General features: G+C 32.5%; 18 protein-coding genes and 1 tRNA gene. 8 read left to right on the top strand and 11 right to left on the bottom strand.

Annotated elements, in window-relative coordinates; genetic code table 11:
• The 4 genes from B6D18_RS10150 to B6D18_RS10135 form a co-directional block, all read left to right on the top strand.
• On the top strand, window positions 1-655 hold a 655-nt coding region (locus B6D18_RS10150; protein WP_144063981.1), incomplete at its 5' end, for a DUF2345 domain-containing protein.
• A gap of 2 nt (window positions 656-657) precedes the next feature.
• The gene (locus tag B6D18_RS10145; protein ID WP_086364350.1) at window positions 658-1,497 is read left to right on the top strand and encodes a DUF4123 domain-containing protein; all 840 of its coding nucleotides are present in this window, start codon (window positions 658-660) and stop codon (window positions 1,495-1,497) included.
• Between the two features lie 3 nt (window positions 1,498-1,500).
• Window positions 1,501-4,203, top strand: a complete 2,703-nt coding sequence (locus B6D18_RS10140; protein ID WP_086364349.1) for a T6SS effector BTH_I2691 family protein — start codon at window positions 1,501-1,503, stop codon at window positions 4,201-4,203.
• Between the two features lie 172 nt (window positions 4,204-4,375).
• Entirely contained in the window at window positions 4,376-4,765 is a 390-nt protein-coding gene (locus B6D18_RS10135; RefSeq protein ID WP_086364348.1) for a hypothetical protein, read from the top strand.
• Window positions 4,766-5,518: 753 nt separating this feature from the next.
• Here the strand turns inward: B6D18_RS10135 and B6D18_RS13055 are convergent.
• The 7 genes from B6D18_RS13055 to hemA all read right to left on the bottom strand — a co-directional run bounded on the left by B6D18_RS13055 (window position 5,519) and on the right by hemA (window position 10,763).
• On the bottom strand, window positions 5,519-5,803 hold the full coding sequence (locus B6D18_RS13055; protein WP_371328897.1) for a VENN motif pre-toxin domain-containing protein: 285 nt from the start codon (window positions 5,801-5,803) through the stop codon (window positions 5,519-5,521).
• Window positions 5,804-6,145: 342 nt separating this feature from the next.
• Window positions 6,146-6,529, bottom strand: coding sequence for a DUF596 domain-containing protein (locus B6D18_RS10125; RefSeq protein ID WP_086364347.1), 384 nt, complete (start codon window positions 6,527-6,529; stop codon window positions 6,146-6,148).
• Between the two features lie 735 nt (window positions 6,530-7,264).
• Entirely contained in the window at window positions 7,265-7,819 is a 555-nt protein-coding gene (locus B6D18_RS10120; RefSeq protein WP_086364346.1) for a hypothetical protein, read from the bottom strand.
• An 835-nt stretch (window positions 7,820-8,654) separates the two neighbouring features.
• Window positions 8,655-8,741 (bottom strand) — tRNA-Leu (locus tag B6D18_RS10115).
• 99 nt (window positions 8,742-8,840) lie between these two features.
• Complete coding sequence (locus B6D18_RS10110; protein ID WP_086364345.1) at window positions 8,841-9,083, bottom strand: zinc ribbon domain-containing protein; 243 nt, start codon at window positions 9,081-9,083, stop codon at window positions 8,841-8,843.
• A 174-nt stretch (window positions 9,084-9,257) separates the two neighbouring features.
• Window positions 9,258-9,455, bottom strand: coding sequence for a DUF1289 domain-containing protein (locus tag B6D18_RS13050; RefSeq protein WP_144063980.1), 198 nt, complete (start codon window positions 9,453-9,455; stop codon window positions 9,258-9,260).
• 33 nt (window positions 9,456-9,488) lie between these two features.
• Entirely contained in the window at window positions 9,489-10,763 is a 1,275-nt protein-coding gene (gene hemA, locus B6D18_RS10100) for a glutamyl-tRNA reductase (protein WP_086364343.1), read from the bottom strand.
• Window positions 10,764-10,922: 159 nt separating this feature from the next.
• Here hemA and lolB point away from each other — a divergent pair, with 159 nt between their 5' ends.
• Window positions 10,923-11,543, top strand: coding sequence for a lipoprotein insertase outer membrane protein LolB (gene lolB / locus B6D18_RS10095; RefSeq protein ID WP_086364342.1), 621 nt, complete (start codon window positions 10,923-10,925; stop codon window positions 11,541-11,543).
• 6 nt (window positions 11,544-11,549) lie between these two features.
• The gene (ispE, locus tag B6D18_RS10090) at window positions 11,550-12,395 is read left to right on the top strand and encodes a 4-(cytidine 5'-diphospho)-2-C-methyl-D-erythritol kinase (protein WP_086364341.1); all 846 of its coding nucleotides are present in this window, start codon (window positions 11,550-11,552) and stop codon (window positions 12,393-12,395) included.
• Between the two features lie 82 nt (window positions 12,396-12,477).
• Here ispE and B6D18_RS10085 read toward each other — a convergent pair whose 3' ends face one another.
• Window positions 12,478-13,128, bottom strand: coding sequence for a DUF421 domain-containing protein (locus B6D18_RS10085; protein ID WP_086364340.1), 651 nt, complete (start codon window positions 13,126-13,128; stop codon window positions 12,478-12,480).
• 335 nt (window positions 13,129-13,463) lie between these two features.
• On the opposite strand from B6D18_RS10085, the gene B6D18_RS10080 reads away from it, so the two are divergent.
• Window positions 13,464-14,525, top strand: a complete 1,062-nt coding sequence (locus tag B6D18_RS10080; RefSeq protein ID WP_086364339.1) for a bifunctional transcriptional activator/DNA repair enzyme AdaA — start codon at window positions 13,464-13,466, stop codon at window positions 14,523-14,525.
• Between the two features lie 196 nt (window positions 14,526-14,721).
• On the opposite strand, the gene B6D18_RS10075 is transcribed toward B6D18_RS10080, so the two are convergent.
• From B6D18_RS10075 to B6D18_RS10065, 3 genes are read right to left on the bottom strand one after another with little or no spacing between them, the layout of a single operon-like run.
• On the bottom strand, window positions 14,722-15,405 hold the full coding sequence (locus B6D18_RS10075) for a response regulator transcription factor (protein ID WP_086364338.1): 684 nt from the start codon (window positions 15,403-15,405) through the stop codon (window positions 14,722-14,724).
• A 4-nt stretch (window positions 15,406-15,409) separates the two neighbouring features.
• Entirely contained in the window at window positions 15,410-16,852 is a 1,443-nt protein-coding gene (locus B6D18_RS10070; protein WP_086364337.1) for a cell wall metabolism sensor histidine kinase WalK, read from the bottom strand.
• Between the two features lie 2 nt (window positions 16,853-16,854).
• Entirely contained in the window at window positions 16,855-18,201 is a 1,347-nt protein-coding gene (locus tag B6D18_RS10065; RefSeq protein ID WP_086364336.1) for a VWA domain-containing protein, read from the bottom strand.
• 270 nt (window positions 18,202-18,471) lie between these two features.
• Between B6D18_RS10065 and apt the strand changes: the two genes are divergently transcribed.
• Window positions 18,472-19,017: an adenine phosphoribosyltransferase gene (apt, locus tag B6D18_RS10060; RefSeq protein ID WP_086364335.1), complete on the top strand. Its 546-nt coding sequence runs from the start codon at window positions 18,472-18,474 to the stop codon at window positions 19,015-19,017.
• Window positions 19,018-19,145 lie beyond the last annotated feature (128 nt).

The raw sequence follows: 19,145 nt of genomic DNA, 5'->3' as shown, positions 1-19,145 counted from the left end.
TGATATGCAAGCGGCTATTTCTCAGCTTGAAAATGCGCTATCGATTGCCAAAGCCTTACAAAATGCCGCAACCGAATCTGAAGCCCATGTGGCAGACACCGACAGTCAAGAGCAACTAAAAGCGACACTAACCCAGTTAGCCCAAAGTGGCATTCTTGCTTATGCACAAGAAGGTATCGCGTTGACCAGTCCGGAAAACATTCAACTGTCCACATCGAACAGTGTATCGGTGACCAGTGAAAACCAAACTGACATCAATGCGTTAAAAAACATTACCATCTCATCAGGTGAATCCATCGGTCTATTTGCCCAACAATCAGGAATGAAAATCTTTGCCAATCAGGGGGATGTTGAGGTGCAGGCACAAAATGCCAACCTGAATATGGCCGCCAAGCAAGATATTAAAATAGACAGTGTCGATGGTGAGCTGACGGTTACTGCAAGTGAAGAGCTGGCAGTAATGTGTGGTGGTTCATACATCAAAATTAGCAGTGCTGGGATTGAATTGGGCACGGCCGATAATGTTTATATAAAAAGTAATGCATTGCAAAAAATGGGGCCAGCACAAAGAAATATTCAACGAGAATTACCATCGATATGTAATGGTGTACAACAAGATGAGGCAAATAAGCATGCTATCATTGTGGAAAGATAACGATGATTAGAACCATATCAGAAACAGATATCAGTAATGTAATAGCTGAGCAAATCAATCGATTTGGCAAGATATATTTATTGATTGATCCAAAAATTAACGATGATTTTTTCTTTGAACATAATTTTGAATTTGAATCAATTGTACCAATTCGAGATAGGCAAGATACAGTTTCACAAGATCATGAATGCTTACAGTTATGTACAATAAAAAAAGGTGAAAGTTATATTGATCAAGTGATCAGTGAGTTAAAAAATAATCAATCGGCTGCAATTGCTTTAATTATCTCGCCGTACAGTGCAAAAAACATACAAAATCACATTAGCAATGCTATGTTTATGTCATATAAAGCTAAATTTTATTTTTTAAGATTTTATGACCCATATGTCTTAAAACATTTAGTAAATATCTTAAATAAAAAACAATTAGATCAATTATTAGGCATAACTCAAAATTGGTACTATTGGCAAAATAGTTATATCGAATTACATCACAAACCAGAATTAATACTGTCCGATATTAATTATGAAATAACAACAAATCAATGGCAAAAAATTAACATTGCTCAATCTTATAATGCTTATGAATATCAAATGATGAGACAACAAAATTCTCCTTTATCAGAAAACCAACAAAATACTCTAGCACTGATTTTAGACTGGATTTATAAGGCTTCATTTAATACGCCAGAACAACAAAAAATGGATTATATTGTTAATCATGTTATGGAAAAATCCGAATCATTTTTTCAGAAAACTTCCTACGATCAATTTTCCAATATGATGAAAAACAGTAATATTCATCAAATTAAACAATATTTGCAACAATTAGAGCAGGAATAAAACATGGCATCAATTGATGAACTAATTAAATTAATATTAGCTGCACATATTAATAAGAACGATTCCGGTAGGCGGTGTCCAAAATGTCAAGAAAAAGAAGGCGATTTAATTGTTCTGCCTACTCGATTATCAGTTAGCGGTGATTTAGGTAAAAACCGTATTATAGGTAATAATCTTAAAGTTAATGTAGAAGTTCCTCCTTTACCAGATTTCGCTCAGCAAATGGTTAAAAAATTACCAATAGAACACTCTAATTATTGTATACAAATGCTTAGACAAGGATATTTATATGTGCTTGTTGACTATAAAAATGGTAAGAAAGAGTGGCGAGTATTTTCTTCCAGCCCTGAAGGATGTTTAACTGAGTTTGAAAATACTAACACAATACCCTCCACTCCACCCAATTATAATTGCAATATAGCTACTGATGGAGCGGATGCTTCATATATCAGTTTCAAAAATAGTAAAGATATCTTTAAAATTCATTTTCTTTTTAGTCCAAATAAAATAACTAATGCACGGTTAGAATTTTACCTTGGTACTCCAGAATTTGAACTAGAAGGCATGACACCAGATCAAATACGAAGTGGTCAAAGATCGATAAAAGAAGAAGCTTTAATATCAAATATATTAGAATTTTCAACTGCAATAGAGATTGCCGAACAACAAGCTTTTTTGCACAGTAAATTGCCTCATGAATTTAAATATGGAGAACGAGATGATCCTGAAAAACAACTTAAAATAATACATCACATATATACAAATCGCGCTACTTTTTTTGATAAAGATATTCTGGAATATTATGGTCGTTATTTATCACTCTATAAAAAATTAAACGCTCGCAAAGGGGTGGCAATTGTAGTTAATGACGCAATAGGTATTACACAAAGTTTGAATAATCTTCGTAACCAAGCATTAGAAAAAAAAATTAAACCATGGATGGAAGCTAGAGATAATGAAGGGATTTCGAATGAACATCGTTTTATCGTAAAAAAACAACTTGATGAATTTAAAAAGTCATTTCGTGATCGCCGTTTAAAGCAGTTAACAGAGAAATATTTAATATTGACTGAACAGTACAAAAAAGCAAATTATAAATCAATTCAAAGTAATTATATTCCTGAAAGCTTGAAAAAGAAAAGTACTAAAATACTTGATAAGAGTGAAGAATTGTATAAAAAAGATGTAGAATCCACCTATACAAAAGAGTTAGCAGAGAAAGAATTTCAAGAAAAATATTGGAACCGTTTGTCACAAGAAAAAATTAATAAATTTGAAAATGATTTTAAACAGTTATCAGAAAAAGCCGAAAAACTTGCAGAGCTACGAGCTAAAGATTACATAAAATGGTTAAAATCGGAGCAGTTGATAACAGCATTAGATCTTTATGATGAAAGCAAAGAACTCGACGGAATTATGTTTCAATTTCAGATGGGTATGTGTCTACATGGTACAAGCAGTTCACCAGAAATCACCGATATACTTGATCAATGGTGGAATGCACCGAAAATTACTCGTGATAACTTAGTTATGCGTGCATACCTTTTTAACAATAAAAGTTTAATTGATGATATCAACCAATATTTAGATATACAACTATCAATCGCGATAACTGATGCTCCTGAAACAGATAATAACGATCCCAATGTTAAAAACGCAATCGAACTATTAAATAACCTTACTGACCATATTAATACGGTAGGTTCTATTATAGATCAACTAGAAGAACGAAAATTTCCAATAGCAATATTATCCGTAACATTAACAGATTTAGTAAGAAATTTTTTAAAAATTACCGTATCCAATGTCGAGGTGCGTATTCACAATGCTATGGGGAATCTTATCCTAAGTTCGCTTAATAAAACTGCGCATAATATGTATGATATGGGTTATAATATTAATGGTGTAAAATTTTCAGCTACGAATAAACAACGAGGTGTTCCGCGACTTGAAAATATTGCAAAAAATAACTTCGGAAATGCAGATTTAGTCAATACTCGTATTGCTATAATTTCATTTGGATTCAAAGCTTACGATACATACCAAAAACTTAAAACAATTGATATTAATAATGCTCGGGAAGTCACAGAATGCATTGCATCGATAATGGAAAGCATTGCCGGCGCCTTTCAGGTTGGTATAAGCACTATTGAATATAGCATTGGTAACAAAACAAATTCTAGAATCGGACATGTTACTTTTAATGCCTTTGGTCGGTTGTATTTATGGTCGGCAAGTATATCTACGATAGCTGGTGGGGTAATGGGGGTATTAGATTTATTAGATGGGTGGAATAATGCTCAGTATAAAAATAAAGGTGTTGTAGCATTAGCTTATTTCGCTAGAGGACTGGCCACTTTGGCGTTAAGTATTGGACAATTTGCAATTGTACTAGGTTCGCTAGCACCATGGTTAGAAAAGATAGTTAGTTATAGTACAAAACGTACCATTTGGGTGAAAATAGCTGAATTGGGACTCGCAATTGGACGCTTTGCTCTTAACAGTGCCCTCGTTTTAGGGCGAATTGTGTTTGCAGCTTCATTCATTACGCTAGCTGTCTCGTGTGTACTCATTATTATTGATGACAGTGCACTTGAAAAATGGTTTGATCGCTGCTGTTTTGGCAAGGAACCAGACCGTAAAAGATTTGCAGATTTAACTGAAGAATTAACAGAGTGGAATCAAGCTATTGAGGAAACATTATAGATATATATCGGTGATATATTTATTATGGTTTGGTAACTACATAAAGTATGGTGAGTTTAATTGTTTTTCATCCTTATAAAACGAGTTTTTCCGTTGCTCAATCAGTCGGGATAAGTAAAAATACCTACAAATGCCAAGACTATAAAGATGAATGAGATTTACTCTAAGTTATATGGAAGATAACCTAGAAAATATACCCAAACCAAGACATGGCCCCCATTTACCAATGCCATGTCATGGATTAGGTAGCCATATCAGCCCGATGAACCACTCAGTACAAAATTCGAAAAAGTATAGTGATGTATCTGTTATTAATCCCGGTATTTTTAATTCTATTACCTGTTTACACGGCAGGTTACTTTATATCGGAATGTTTATGCTGGTCGCCACGTTGGCCAAAGGTGATCAGACAAGCAAAAAAGGCAAACTCATCCCCAAAGAAAGGACCTTATTACACTATCCACCTGACGTACACAAAGGCATTTTAGAGAGCCGATTTGAGTGGTGCATTTTGAATGAAAAAACCCAAAATACATTGATTATGATAACTGATCCTAAATGAATACCGATTATTTAATACGAAAGAAAAAATCAGTAATAGTAAAAAATAATAGGCCTATTATGTCCTACGCAAAATATGATGGAACAGATATTATTTATAATAATAAAGAAGAGTTATAAAAAAACGAGGATCAGTATTACTGATCCTATTTTACCCCCTGAAAATTTCAGTAAAAATAACTAGTACGCTTTCAGAGTTTAAAGGGATATTTTGTTATGTACCTTTGTGTGATGATGCTTATATGAGTAACATATAAGTAATTATTTACCAGCACAATATTTTACAGCTAAACTAAATAATACAATTAAGTTAAAAGGTTGGCAGGGTGATTTTAAATTCAATGAAGGTGATTGGGTTGAAGTTGTAGTCGAAAAACATACTAACCATTATGAATGTGTATGCTATTCTTAAAACGGGTGAGCAAATTATTTCTCTCTTATTCCCCTTTATTTTGCTGGATGTAAACACGCTTTAAAACGCTGTCATATCCCAGTATTTTCCTATTATTCCTCCAGTGAAAGGATTTTCATCTTGTAAATAATCTGATGTTGCACACCGACTATATTCACTGCAACAGTTCCCACGAAAGCAGTATGATAACCAGTATTATTGTTGAAAATTCTGCATGAGTACAATCAGTATTATCATTATTGAAATAATACTGCCCTGCTATATCTGCCCCCAGAAAGAATCCCACCATAAATTACCATTTTTACACTTAAAAAAGCCATGTTATTACTTGAGTTGTTATCATCACAAGATGATGTACCATTCATTCATAAATTTTCTGTACTTTTGTACTATTTCTACACTAGCTTTATCAATGCATTCAGGGCCATTTCCACATTTAGTTTTCGCTACTTTATGCAAAGTATACCCCATATATTCACGATAGTTGTTCTCAGCCGCATTTTTACTGCTACAAATTGCTGCACTAGCATAACCAAAATTACCTCCTGTAGAGGGAGCAGCAAAATCAGTCGCTAATTGAGATAAAACATTAACAATTTGCTTTCCATCTTCGTTTAACTCACATATTTTTTTATCACCGTAAAGTATACCAATAATCGTTTTACTAGCTAATTTACCAGAGCTACTACCCTTGCACCACCGCCTAAAGCCAAATTACCCTGCAGTTCAACCACTAACGCGCCAAATATTGCATGAGAGATTAAGTTACCGGCAAGGTAGTGCCCCATTAACCATCCTTCTCTAGATGCCGGGTATACAGTTTTATCTGCTCAGCTAGCCAAAGAGCCCCGGTACTAATAGGTCGGCAGTGATATCCACTGTGATGATACTGATAATAAATTAATTTGCTAAGTTTATTCCTTAATAGATATAGAATTTTGTTGTTGAGCTTATCTTGAAAAGCTTATATTAGGTCCATTCTAATGTTCCATCATTGTGAACCCATACAGCCCCGGCAGGACAAGAGTCATCATAGAACCAATAATCCTCCATCATGTGTTTAGGGTCATACATTCCATCCTCATTGTTAGGAAACGCATCATGAAATATTTTTAACTGCTCATCAATTGTACCGATCAACATATGCCCTTTTTTTGCCAATTTAACACGTCCTTCGTTCAATAATCTTTTTACAAAATAAAAAAATATTTCTTTTCTTGTTTGAAAAGGAAATTGCTGTCCAGAAAATTTTAATGACGGAATCATATCAGGACTCATATAACTCCATAATGCTCCAAAAGATCTGAATTCAGACCAATCAACAATATTTTTATAATCATAATCATCTATCATAAATTTCTCCTATCTAAATTTAATTTCTGCACTTTTTCTTAATCCTCTATATAAATCTGTTAATGTGGGATTGTTTCTAATATTAATAGTCCAACTAGCTTCTGTTTTGTTTCCTGATTTGGTTTATTGAAGTTTGTTTGTAAAAATAATTAAAGACTCTACACTATTTTATTATTATATGAGTACAACTAAACTTATGAAAAGCTAAGTAAAAATTGGTAAAATTAAATTTAGGCATTATGCTTTTAAAGCATCAGGATAAAATATTGATTAGTTAAAAAGATATAAAAAATGTGTATAAACAATCGATGTCGATAGATGCTTGTGACGACCCTTGTTGATTTTTCGATTACAAGACCAGTATCCTATCGTTAACTTGATAAGTTGATGATTCTTTTTTTAGATTAAAGTTATTCTGATTTGGTTTATTAAGGTTTATTTTGTAAAAATAATTGAGGAGTCTATACCATCTTATTGATATTAAGATATGAATGAACTGGTCATAGTCTTTGGGAATTATGTGTAAAAAAGATAACTATAACAAAGGATGTTACTCTTCACTGATTATCTTTAAAACCCTCTAGTTGGGTAAATTCTGATCTAACACAGACCATTCACCATTACCACTTAAAAAGACGAGTTAATTGTTCAATTTGTGAACTAGATCACTGAGTGGATAAATAGTTAGTTCAGTTCTGCGACTAGTCTCGCAGAACTAGATGACAGATGCATAAACTAAAGATCATCTTTACAAATGACATCAATTGCACCACAAGCTTTAAATAGCCATTTCAAAGCACCTGATGCAAAAGGGTCATCTAATGCTGTAACCTCAATTAAAAAATGTGTATTTTCAATTTCACCATCAAATTTATAAGCATTCCACCAAAACCATTCTCTGGTCTCTGGTTCAAGCCATACAAGCCAGTTTCCTAAACTCCATTTTTTATTTTTCTCTAGACTTACTTGTTTTTCCCAAGGTAGACTTCTTCTATAATTAATTTCTTTTTCACTTTCACTTTTTGAAAGTTCTGGAGCACAATTATTAACAAACTTATTAGGTAATATTTTTGACCATTCTTCAAAAGAAGGCCAAACTAACTCTGAATTATAGTTTACTATCACTAACACTCGTTTAGCTAAGTTTAACACTTCATCAGCATTATTATTACAATGAATAATAAACCTAGCTATACCAACCCCTGTAGCTTTAACTGTATGATTTGGTGGATTGACAAATCTCTCTCTTTCTAATAATAACTGTTTACTAAATTCACTATTTATTACCATCTTTACCATCTCTTGAGACAATAGAATTTATTAATTCACCAAATTGATAGAGTTTTATTATTTAGTTTGGTTAGAATGCTTACATCAGGTCCATTCTTATACTCCATCATTGTTAACCAATTTTGCTTCAGCAGAGTCGGCGTTAAAGCGCCCATAATAGGATCAAAAACAATTACCAATTTTCTTTTGCCTCTAAAATTGTTTCTTTAAAAAAATACCGAAATCTTTTGCGACTTTTGTACTCATAATATACCTATTTTTTAAATTCATTCGCTCTATTTTTCTAGTATTCAGGGTGCCATTTCATAAACTCATATAGATCTACCCCTGTTGGAATAAAACTATCATCAACATGGATTAAAATAGAAACTGCGATCTCATTATATACCTTCTTAAATTCTTATTGAGTCATTTTATAAGTAGTGCTTTTCCAAGTATAATGAATTAAAACATTACTAACTTTATCTGTTCCTTTAATAACTCCCCTAGTGACCAACCTTATTACCTTGATCCCATATCATGGCACTTCATAATCCTGTTTGATTTACTATTTCAAAAGCACCCTCACCCAAATAGCCACCTTTCCAATCAATTCCCCCTTTTTACTGAGATCATTGGCTAACCGGTTAGCAGCTTTAATTATAATGGATCTATATCTGCTAACTATTAATAGATTTATTAAATGAATATTGATATGAGAAATTAAATATGATTAATTAATTTATGGTTGGTTACCAATTTTCAAAAGAAAAAATTACATGCCATTTTACCGCCATTCAAAATTTTTTTGATATTTGGATTGATAAAGAAATGAGAATTATCTAATTGATTTTGTTGGTGCCAGTGGTCGGACTCGAACCGACACGCTTTTAAGGGCGGCGGATTTTGAATCCGCTGCGTCTACCAATTTCGCCACACTGGCATTAGAAGTGTAAAAAAGTAAACGTTGGCAATTATACTAAGCTTTGCAATATCTGCAACAGATATTATTCTAAATGCTGTTAGTTGCCTAAAATTTCTACTACCATCTATGTTTCCAGGCTGGTAATTTTTTTAAAATTGTATACGCAGTCTCTTTGGCAACACAATAATCAATTTTATGATTATTAACATACTTGAGCGTTACCTCGAGCCATTTTTCGTCAAATGATTTCATTGTTCCATCGCTATGAGCACAATGTTTGCAGTAATTTTTTGACATATCATGCAGAGGATAATCAGCAATAGCCGTCATGGGCATACCACATGCAATACACATTTTCATATTTTCTATCCCCATTAATTAGCTAAGATAATTAATACAAAACCATAATAATATACTTAAAAATGCTACTCCGAGTTGAGCTGGATTACAAGTTATAGAAAAATAGATGCTTAAATATCAAAAATTAAAATCGATTTATGAAAAGGTAATTTGATGATTTTGTTGTCGTTGCTGCTACAAGAATTGATAATAACGTCTTATGGCCCATTGTTTACACAACCGTAAAACTCCTTGTTTTTGATGATTAGAATAATTTAGCCAATTAAATCTTTCGTCTCGAGAACGATAGCATTTTATACAATACTCTTGCCTATCCATTTGACATACTCTTTGGCAAGGGCTTGGTATGTCATAAAATTCAATTTGCTCCAATAACTACATCATCCATTGAGATTCAATCAATGATTAATTATCTTTCAGGCCTAATCCTCTGCTTAAGACTTTAAAACAATCATCACAGTCATGCGTTGCAGCATCAAGCAAAGTTTGAGTAGGTGCGTGAATTAATTTATTGGTTAATTTATGCGAAAATTCAAAAATAACATCGTCAATATTGGCTCCTTGCTTAATCGCATTTAATGCTTTTAGTTCTAATTGACGTTTGATAGTTTGAGCGTTATTACGGTATTGTTTAACGTACTCGACCGCATGGCGTGTTTTTAACCAATCAATATATTGCTCTGCTTGCTCTTGAATTATGTACTTGGCTTCATTGGCTGCGATTATACGTTGCTCAAGATTATTTTGTACCGTTTGTTGTAGATCATCGACAGTAAATAGATGTACATTTTCTAATTGGCTAATTTCTGACTCAACATCCCGAGGTACAGCTAAATCAATAAATAACATCTTTTTATTATTTCGCTCATGCATAGTGCGCTCTACCATCCCCTTGCCAATGATAGGTAATGGGCTAGCAGTTGAGCTAATAACAATATCAACATCTTTCAGCCGATTAGCTATATCAGGTAATGAAATGATTTCAGCCTCAATAAATGAAGCTAATTTTAATGCTTTGTCTCGAGTTCGGTTGGCAACTATGACATGTTTAAAACCATGAGGTTTGAGATAACGTGAAATTAGTTCAATTGTTTCACCAGCTCCGACTAACATCACACTTAATGCAGACGTATCATTAATAAAAACATCACGGGTCACTAGGCAGGCAGCATAAGCAACCGATGCGGTATTGGCACCAATATTCGTTTCAGTACGAACAATTTTGGCCACATGAAAAATAGACTGGAAAAGTTTTTCCAATTTTGCAGATAAACAATTATTTTGTTGTGAGAAATTATAAGCTTGTTTGACTTGTCCTAAAATTTGTGGTTCGCCAATAATCAATGAATCAATACCACAAGCTACCGACATAAGATGTTCAACAGCTTGCCGACCATCATAACAATAAAGTGATGATTTGAATAAAGCTAAATCAACATCATGATATTGCGCTAACCAATTTTCAACCGATTGTCTTATCCGCAGAAAATCACTCTCATAATCATAACTCAAATAAATTTCGGTTCGATTACAGGTTGATAGAATGACACAACCAGCAATTAAAGGATGCTGATATAAACTATATAATGCTTTATCAATAACCTCATTAGAAAAAGCCAGTTTTTCTCTTAAAGAAACGGGTGCTGTTTTGTGATTGACACCTAATACCGTAATAGACATTGCATTGATTCTTTTATAATAGTTTATGTGGTGCTTATGTAAAACTTATTATACAGAAAAAAAAGAATAAAGGTTAATTTCAGTTACCTTTTCTTATTCAAGCAATTATCAGCTATAATACGCATTACTTTTGACCTTATACAGCTAAAGAGTTAATTTATGTTTAAAATTAAATATGTGTTCATATTCATTCTGCCGTTTATACTTAGTGCGTGCCAAACAACAAAATATCAAACTACTGCATCTGTAGAACAGCAATGGCAAAACCACAAACACGTTCTTGCACAAATTAATTCATTTCAAGTTAATGGTAGTATTGCTTATATAGGAACGAAAACGAAAAGTTATGGTCGTTTTCTCATTAATCAGCAATCTGAAAAGTATTATGACGTAAAATTAACAACGCCTATCGGCACTAATATTTTAACCTTAAAAGCCGAACCAAATTATGCCGAATTAATTGATAATAACGGCGCTCGCTACCATGATGTTAATGTGGAACTATTAATGAAGAAAATATCTAATGTTAATATCCCACTCAATTCATTACATTATTGGTTGAAAGGTTTTTCTGATGATAGCCAAGCTGATAAAATTGACAGCTCAGGCAGATTAGCATCTACCTCATTTATGCAAAATAACAATAAATGGTCACTAAAGATTAGCAGCTACGCTACTTATACCTATAAAAATAAAAAAATTGATTTACCTGCTATTATTGAACTTTCTCATGATGATGAGCTAATTCGTTTGAAAATTAGCAATTGGATATTACGATAACGGATAATGACTATGACTCAATGGTTATCACCAGCTAAATTAAATCTTTTTTTATATATAACTGGACGACGTCCAGACAATTATCATGATTTACAAACTTTGTTTCAATTTATTGATATTTGCGACAATTTGACCATCACGACTCGTGATGATGGACAAATTAATCTATTAACGCATTTTGATAATATTCCAGCAGATAAAAATCTAATTATTATAGCCGCTAAGCGTTTAAAATCTTATGTAAACAATAATAAGCTTGGCGCAGATATTGCCATAGATAAAATGATCCCCATGGGCGGAGGGCTTGGTGGCGCTTCGTCAAATGCAGCGACAGTACTGGTTGCATTAAATCAATTATGGGGGTTACATCTGTCGCAAACTACTTTGATGGAAATAGGTAGCACAATTGGTGCCGATGTACCTATTTTTATTTATGGTCAGGCTGCTTTTGCAGAAGGTATTGGTGATCAGTTACAACAAGTTGAAATACCTCAATATTGGTATTTAGTCAGCTACCCTAATATAGAAATTTCAACGGTTACGGTGTTTAATGATCCAAATTTGCCACGAAATACACCTAAGCGTAGTATTGAACAACTGATGTCAATTTCTGTTGATGATTTTAGTAATGATTGTGAAACTGTAGTGCGTCAACGTTACCCTGAAATTGATAACCTTATTCAGCAGTTATCGCGATATGCACCAACTAGATTAACTGGCACCGGTGCCTGTGTATTTACTCGTTGTGAGTCAAAGCAACAGGCATTGTCAATACAGAGCGAACTTAAATCCTGCTCGGTAAAAAGCTTTATTGCTAAATCATTAAACTTATCACCCCTATATACTAATTAAATAGTTTTCTTAAAACAATAATCATTGACCATATAAGTAATTTAAATTTATATGGCCAATTACTAGCTATAAAAACTTAAACTCATTTTACTGTATCATTAGGTATTACAAAAAGTCGATGATCATAATATTCCACACAATAAAGCCCTTGAAAGCTCTTATAACCTTGTTTTGCTAAGTTTGATTTTAACCATTTTTCATCTTTACCAATTTGTTTTAAAACATCGTCTACTGGTTGTTCATTTTCCAATACAATAACCGATATATCTTTGTCACCTTTTTTTACAATGGATAATTGCCCATTCGGTTCCAAAATTGCTTTTTCAACATCATGAATAGTAAAAATATTTTTCATTCTTAGCAATACAGCAAAACTGGCTAAATCTAAATTAATTGAGGTGAAAGCGTCCAATTTTAATTTACCCTGATCCATCAATATAATCGGATTACCGACAATAAATGCCTTAGCATTTTGACTGCGTTTTTTTAAATAATTAGAGCTATACATGATAGCCGTCCACATCAACAAAACGATAATAAAATCATATATGGTTAATTTGGGGTTATAAATAATCCCGCCAGCAATGCCACCTAAAATCATATTACCGATAAAATCAATGCTCGACATTTGTGACAATGAAGTTTTGCCGGTTATTTTTAAAAATAACACAATACAGATAAATACAACCAACAACTTTAAAGCAATAATAAGGAAATCAAAATAACTAAGCATAGTACTCTCCAAAATGTTAAATGCCTGAGGCAATAGAAGCAATTAGTACTAAAGTTGGTCATAAAAACTGATTTGAATATTAAGTATTTACAAAAAATTTTAACAACAATGAACGAAGGAATGACTATTAAATAATAAAAATCTTGAGTGATAATAAGTGATGTATCAATATTAGATTGATAATGGTCATTTTAGCAATTTATTTTTATTAAACAGCTGAAAAATTTAGTAAGAAAATGAATAAAAATAGTTGTCAATTTTTCGGTTGCACAACAAATAACATTTTTAATAAGCTTAGTTCATAAATTTCCGAAATTAAAACAAGATAGAATAAGATGCTAATAACTAACCCTAATCAAAAAGAGACTTATTACCGAGCTTTACTTGAAAGAGATCATCGCTATATTGGGATCTTTTATGTCGGAGTCAAAACCACTTCGGTGTTTTGTATTGCAACTTGCCGAGCAAGAAAACCAAAATTTGCCAATGTCGAATTTTTCGATTCATTCAAATCAGCGCTTGATGCCGGTTATCGACCTTGCAAAATATGCAAACCAACTGAAAACGCCAATCAAGCACCCGATGAAATAATTAAAGCCCTAACATTGATTAATAATAATCCCAAACAAAAGATTACCGATTATCAGCTCAGACAAAATAAACTTAGTCCTGAAACTCTTCGCCGTTGGTTTAAAAAACATTACGGAATTACTTTTCATGCCTACCAACGAATGTTTCGAATTAACAATGCTTTTCAAGAATTAAAATCAGGAAAAAATGTGATTAATACTGCTTTTGATATTGGTTACAATTCTTTAAGCGGCTTTGGATATACCTATAAAAAAATCATGAAAAAGTCACCTTCATCAGACGATAAGCTAGACGTGATCTTAATCGACAGATTAACAACCCCTTTAGGTCCAATGTTTGTTTGTGCAACAAACCAAGGAATTTGTTTATTAGAGTTTGTAGATCGACGAATGTTAGAAACCGAATTTGAACAACTACAAAGCCTACTTAAAATGAAGATTATTTTCGGCGAAAATCAACATATCAAACAAGCCAAGGTCGAAATTGCTGAATATTTTGCAGGAACAAGAACAAACTTTACCGTTGCCTTACATACACCAGGTACCCTATTTCAACAAACCGTTTGGGATTGCTTAAAACACATTCCCTATGGGGAATTGACCACTTATAAACAGCAAGCACAAAGAATTAATAATCCGCAGGCAATTCGAGCTGTCGCCAATGCCAATGGTTATAATCGAGTAGCGATTATAGTTCCTTGTCATCGAGTAATAGGATCGAATGGAGAGCTAATTGGTTACGGTGGTGGATTGGAAAGAAAAAAATGGTTAATTGAACATGAAAATAAAAATCGTAACCATCGATAATTATTGAAAATTATTATTATAAATCAATATATAAATCTCAATTAGATGATATTGTAAAAGCTATAGAAAAAAATTGCTGTGATGCCTTATATCAAGTCTCATCTAACCAGAATTAATTGCTCAATATAATGTCATCTCTTTTTGAGATGATTACTTAAAATACTGAAAAATCAGCTCAATAGAGTGTATAGCAAATTTAATGTCTATAACCAATTCCATGTACCGTTTTTATTAAAGTTGGTATGCTTGGGTTAATTTCTATTTGTTTTCTTAATTTTGAAATATGTTGATCAAGAGTTCGACTATTAGGTAAAAAATCATATCCCCACACATAATCAAAAAGCATATCTCGAGTAACAACTTGATTTTTATATTGATATAAACACTCTAAAATCTTAATTTCTCGTAAAGTTAATTCAATAATCAGATCGTTTCTTTTAGCATATAATTCAGTAGGATAGACCTTTAAATCTCCAAATTGAAAATGATCTTCTTTAGAAAGATTTGGATGTTTTGATTTTAAATAACGTTTAGCAATAGCCTTAATTCTTGCTCTAAGCTCATGAATACCAAAAGGTTTATTCATATAATCATCAGCACCAAGTTCTAATCCAATTACTCGATCAATTTCTTCATCTTTAGCAGATAAAAATAAAATTGGTACATCTTCATTTAATTTACGAATTGCACGACAAACAGAATAACCATCAAGCTCCGGCATCATAATGTCTAAAATAATAAAATCAGGTTGGAATTTTTCAAATAGTTTCAATGCAACTTTACCATTAACAGCTTTAATAATAATATAGCCCTCTTTTTCTAAGAGATCTGACATGCCATTAAGAATATGTTTATCATCTTCAGCAATTAAAATTTTCATTTTCCTACCCCATTAATATCAGTGAAAATGCCATCCCTGGATTTTCATTCATAACTTTAATTTCTCCGCAGATTTGATTTGCTAACTGCTTGGCAATCGTCAAACCTATGCCGGTACCTGAAACGCCTTCAGTTATCGCTGAATTAACCCGATAAAATGGCTCAAAAATCTGTTTTAACAGATGATTGGCAATGCCCTTTCCATAATCACGAACCGTAATTGTTACCATTTTTCCTGACTTAGTTAAAGATAAATCAATTTGCTTACCATTAGTGGCATATTTCTCGGCATTGCTCAAAAAATTATTGAGAATTTGCATTACACAATCTCCATCAGTATTGACTATACAATCGTTTTCAAGCGTAGTGATATTAATCTGTAATGATTTAGCCTCTAAAATAGGCTTAAAGGTTTGATATATCTGTTTAAGTAATATAGTTAAATTAACTGGTTTTATATTTATTCTACTTGGCTTGTTAAAAGTTAATACATTTTGCACTAATCGAGTTAATCGTTTACTTTCAGCACTAATCACATACAAATAGTCAGGAATAGGCGCCGGCTCATCTTCTAAATATTCTGATAACATTTCAGAATATAGCGTAATATTAGTTAAAGGAGTTTTAAATTCATGCGAAACCTGCCCGACAAAACTCACCTGCTGTTTTGCTAAACGCAATGTTCGAGTATATTCTTGATAGCCATAGCAAAAAAGCCCAAGCAAAACCATAAGAAATAATCCAATAACACCAGCACCTAATAAATACAAATTAATTAAGTTTGGTGAGGAATAATAATAGGTTAAATGCCAATTTTGTAAGGGATAATTAAGCGTTAGAGAAATTTCATTATCAAATACTACACCATTGCTATAAATCTGTTTATCATTATCGGATAGTCTAAAATTATCATCAAAACCTTGTGTGTCTAATAAATTGATAACATCAAATGAAAACTTTATATTGGAAAGTTCAAAACCAATAATTTTATCTGATAGGATTGTCCAATAAATTAAATGATTATACATTTGATACCAACCTGAGCTTGGTTGAGATTGTTCAGAATGATCTTGTTGATTGAACAGAATAGAATTATCTAATGCAATTGATTCTACCAGCTTATGCCATTGAGAATCATTAAAATCACTTAACAATAAAATCTTATTTTTGTTGATGATGAAAATATTCTTAAAATCGGTTTCCGTTTCTAATAAATCCTCTGCTTTATCATAGTCTTTATCTATTTGTAATGCCAAACTATTAAAATAAGATAGACGTTGGTTTAACAACGATTCAATCGATAATTTGATATTATTCATACGGCTTTTAGCGAGCAAGGTTTCGTTATTTTCACGCAATAACACTTCATGTTCGACGCTTCGCCAACCTAAATAACTTATAAATATCATTAATATCAATAAAGATAAAATCGTTGTTAATTTTTTCATAATTATTTTTTAATTACATTACTTTTGGACTCAAATTGTTGTTGAGTCATTATTTTAAGAGAAACATTTTTATTCTGATTTTTAACGGCATCAGCCATAATATTATTTTTCTCAATTTGACTATCTAATCTCGCTTTTGACGAAGGTGATACTATTGTGTTTGAAAATGATGCAAGTCTACTACTATTTTCCATAAGCATCATTTCTGCTTGCTCTTGCATACCTTGATCATAGAGCTCTAATGCTTTTTCATTCTCAATGGTCACTTTTTGAATTTCTGACTCTGCTAAGACATCTTGGATTATTGAATCCTCGACCAATTTTTGATTATTGGTATACGCAATGTTAACCGATTGCGTTTGATGTTCAATCTTATTTACCAATAAATTATCATACTTCAAATCAACTTGAGCTAAAGTTTTACTTTGGCCTACTTTACCTTCATCCGGTATCACTTCTAACAATACATACTTTTCTTGGTTGGAAAACAATTGATTCATTTTAACCGTAACTTGATTCTCGTTAATCACACCATCGCGACCAAGCAAACGTACAGGTTTAACACCATCTTTCAATTGAATAGTAATCACAACGTCTTGAGCAATAGTTGACATCACATCAGTAAATTCGTGAACAAATACATTTTCAAGATCGGCAGAATTATTTACAAATACATGATTCCCATCACTATAACTTGCGATCGATGACATTAATAATTCATTATAATCAGAACCAATCCCCATAGTGGTTATGGCAATATTCTTTTTCGCGGCAATAATAGCCAATTCAGATAGCTCATTTACTGAGCTTGGACCAACATTAGCTTGACCATCAGATAGCAAAATAATACGATTAACTTTATCTTTTGTCAGTTGGTTTTCAACTTGCTTAATACCTTTACTTAAGCCAGCAAATAAAGCTGTTCCTCCACCGGCAAAAACATTTTTATTAATTAGTTGTATGATTTTTTGTTTATTTTTTACTTTGGTTGCAGGCACAATCACTTTTGCTTCACTATCATAAGCAACAATAGATAGCGTATCTTCTTCGTTCAATAAATTAACCGCAAAAATAGCTGCTTCTCTCGCTTTTTCAATACGATCCCCACCCATTGAACCTGATTTATCAATAACAATCGCTAAATTAATAGGAACGCGTTTATTGGTATCAATTTTTTGGCCTGATAATGAGACTTTTAAGTAATTTTTTTCTGGATGGCCTTCCATTATAACTGGTGAAGACAATTCTGAACGAACTTGAATTTGTTTCACCCCACTGTTTTGTTCTGCATAGCTTAATAAGCTACAAATCGAAAGCCCCAACATGGCAAATATTTTAATAAATTTCATAGTGTTTCCCTTCCTGTATAAAGTTTATTCAATTATTCACCAATTGCCAAATAAACTGTCTAATTAATGTATTTAATTGTAAAAATTTGTAAAAAGTAAAATCATAATCGAGATAAAATTATCGTTTAAAAATATTTCTATTCGTACTTAAACTAACCAATCTCTAGATTTTACGGTGTGTTAACTGTTTGTTTATTGCCAGTCAAAACCGCATAGGTATATAATAAAATATTATTTGCTCTTAAAGAGAATAGTTAGAGAACATTTAATATGACTCAATCAAAACTTGAACTTATCAGAAATAGTATTATTACTATACCTAATTATCCTAAACAAGGGATTTTATTTCGGGATATTACCAGTTTATTAGAAGACCCAATCGCCTTTAGAACATCAATCGATCTTTTAATTGAGCATTATAAAGATAAAAAAATCGATAAAGTTGTTGGCACCGAAGCGCGTGGTTTTATTTTTGCCGCCCCTCTTGCTTTAGCCTTAGGTGTTGGTTTTGTACCGGTTAGAAAACCGAATAAGTTACCGCGTCACGTTTATAGAGAAGAATATCAACTCGAATATGGTACCGATACTTTAGAAATGCATTGTGATGCCATAAAACCTAATGAGCGAGTATTGATTATTGACGATCTACTAGCAACAGGAGGGACCGTTGCTGCAACCGCTAAATTAATTAAAAAAGCGGGAGGAATCGCTGAAGATGCCGCTTTTGTCATCAATTTACCTGATTTACAGGGTAAAACCAAATTAACCGCTATGGGAATCAACTGCTATACGTTAGTCGATTTTGCTGGTGAATGATCTATATCATAGGGCGATGATTCGCCCTATTTTCTATCTCATTTTAGCTATTCTTATTTTATATAATACAATTCACTGTTGTTGCTCACCATTTATAAATTCCTCACAATCCCACTTAACAACAAAAT

This window comes from Gilliamella sp. A7 (assembly GCF_002142015.1).
Taxonomy (GTDB): domain Bacteria; phylum Pseudomonadota; class Gammaproteobacteria; order Enterobacterales; family Orbaceae; genus Gilliamella; species Gilliamella apis_A.
The sequence above is the reverse complement of the archived record's forward strand: the minus strand, read 5'-3'. Positions and strand labels throughout refer to the sequence as shown.

Excerpts from the sequence above, each read along its gene's own strand:
- B6D18_RS10145 (WP_086364350.1), top strand. The coding sequence starts at position 658 with ATGATTAGAACCATATCAGAAACAGATATCAGTAATGTAATAGCTGAG.
- B6D18_RS10140 (WP_086364349.1), top strand. The coding sequence starts at position 1,501 with ATGGCATCAATTGATGAACTAATTAAATTAATATTAGCTGCACATATT.
- B6D18_RS10135 (WP_086364348.1), top strand. The coding sequence starts at position 4,376 with ATGGAAGATAACCTAGAAAATATACCCAAACCAAGACATGGCCCCCAT.
- B6D18_RS10125 (WP_086364347.1), bottom strand. The coding sequence starts at position 6,529 with ATGATAGATGATTATGATTATAAAAATATTGTTGATTGGTCTGAATTC.
- B6D18_RS10120 (WP_086364346.1), bottom strand. The coding sequence starts at position 7,819 with ATGGTAATAAATAGTGAATTTAGTAAACAGTTATTATTAGAAAGAGAG.
- B6D18_RS10110 (WP_086364345.1), bottom strand. The coding sequence starts at position 9,083 with ATGAAAATGTGTATTGCATGTGGTATGCCCATGACGGCTATTGCTGAT.
- hemA (WP_086364343.1), bottom strand. The coding sequence starts at position 10,763 with ATGTCTATTACGGTATTAGGTGTCAATCACAAAACAGCACCCGTTTCT.
- lolB (WP_086364342.1), top strand. The coding sequence starts at position 10,923 with ATGTTTAAAATTAAATATGTGTTCATATTCATTCTGCCGTTTATACTT.
- ispE (WP_086364341.1), top strand. The coding sequence starts at position 11,550 with ATGACTATGACTCAATGGTTATCACCAGCTAAATTAAATCTTTTTTTA.
- B6D18_RS10085 (WP_086364340.1), bottom strand. The coding sequence starts at position 13,128 with ATGCTTAGTTATTTTGATTTCCTTATTATTGCTTTAAAGTTGTTGGTT.
- B6D18_RS10080 (WP_086364339.1), top strand. The coding sequence starts at position 13,464 with ATGCTAATAACTAACCCTAATCAAAAAGAGACTTATTACCGAGCTTTA.
- B6D18_RS10075 (WP_086364338.1), bottom strand. The coding sequence starts at position 15,405 with ATGAAAATTTTAATTGCTGAAGATGATAAACATATTCTTAATGGCATG.
- B6D18_RS10070 (WP_086364337.1), bottom strand. The coding sequence starts at position 16,852 with ATGAAAAAATTAACAACGATTTTATCTTTATTGATATTAATGATATTT.
- B6D18_RS10065 (WP_086364336.1), bottom strand. The coding sequence starts at position 18,201 with ATGAAATTTATTAAAATATTTGCCATGTTGGGGCTTTCGATTTGTAGC.
- apt (WP_086364335.1), top strand. The coding sequence starts at position 18,472 with ATGACTCAATCAAAACTTGAACTTATCAGAAATAGTATTATTACTATA.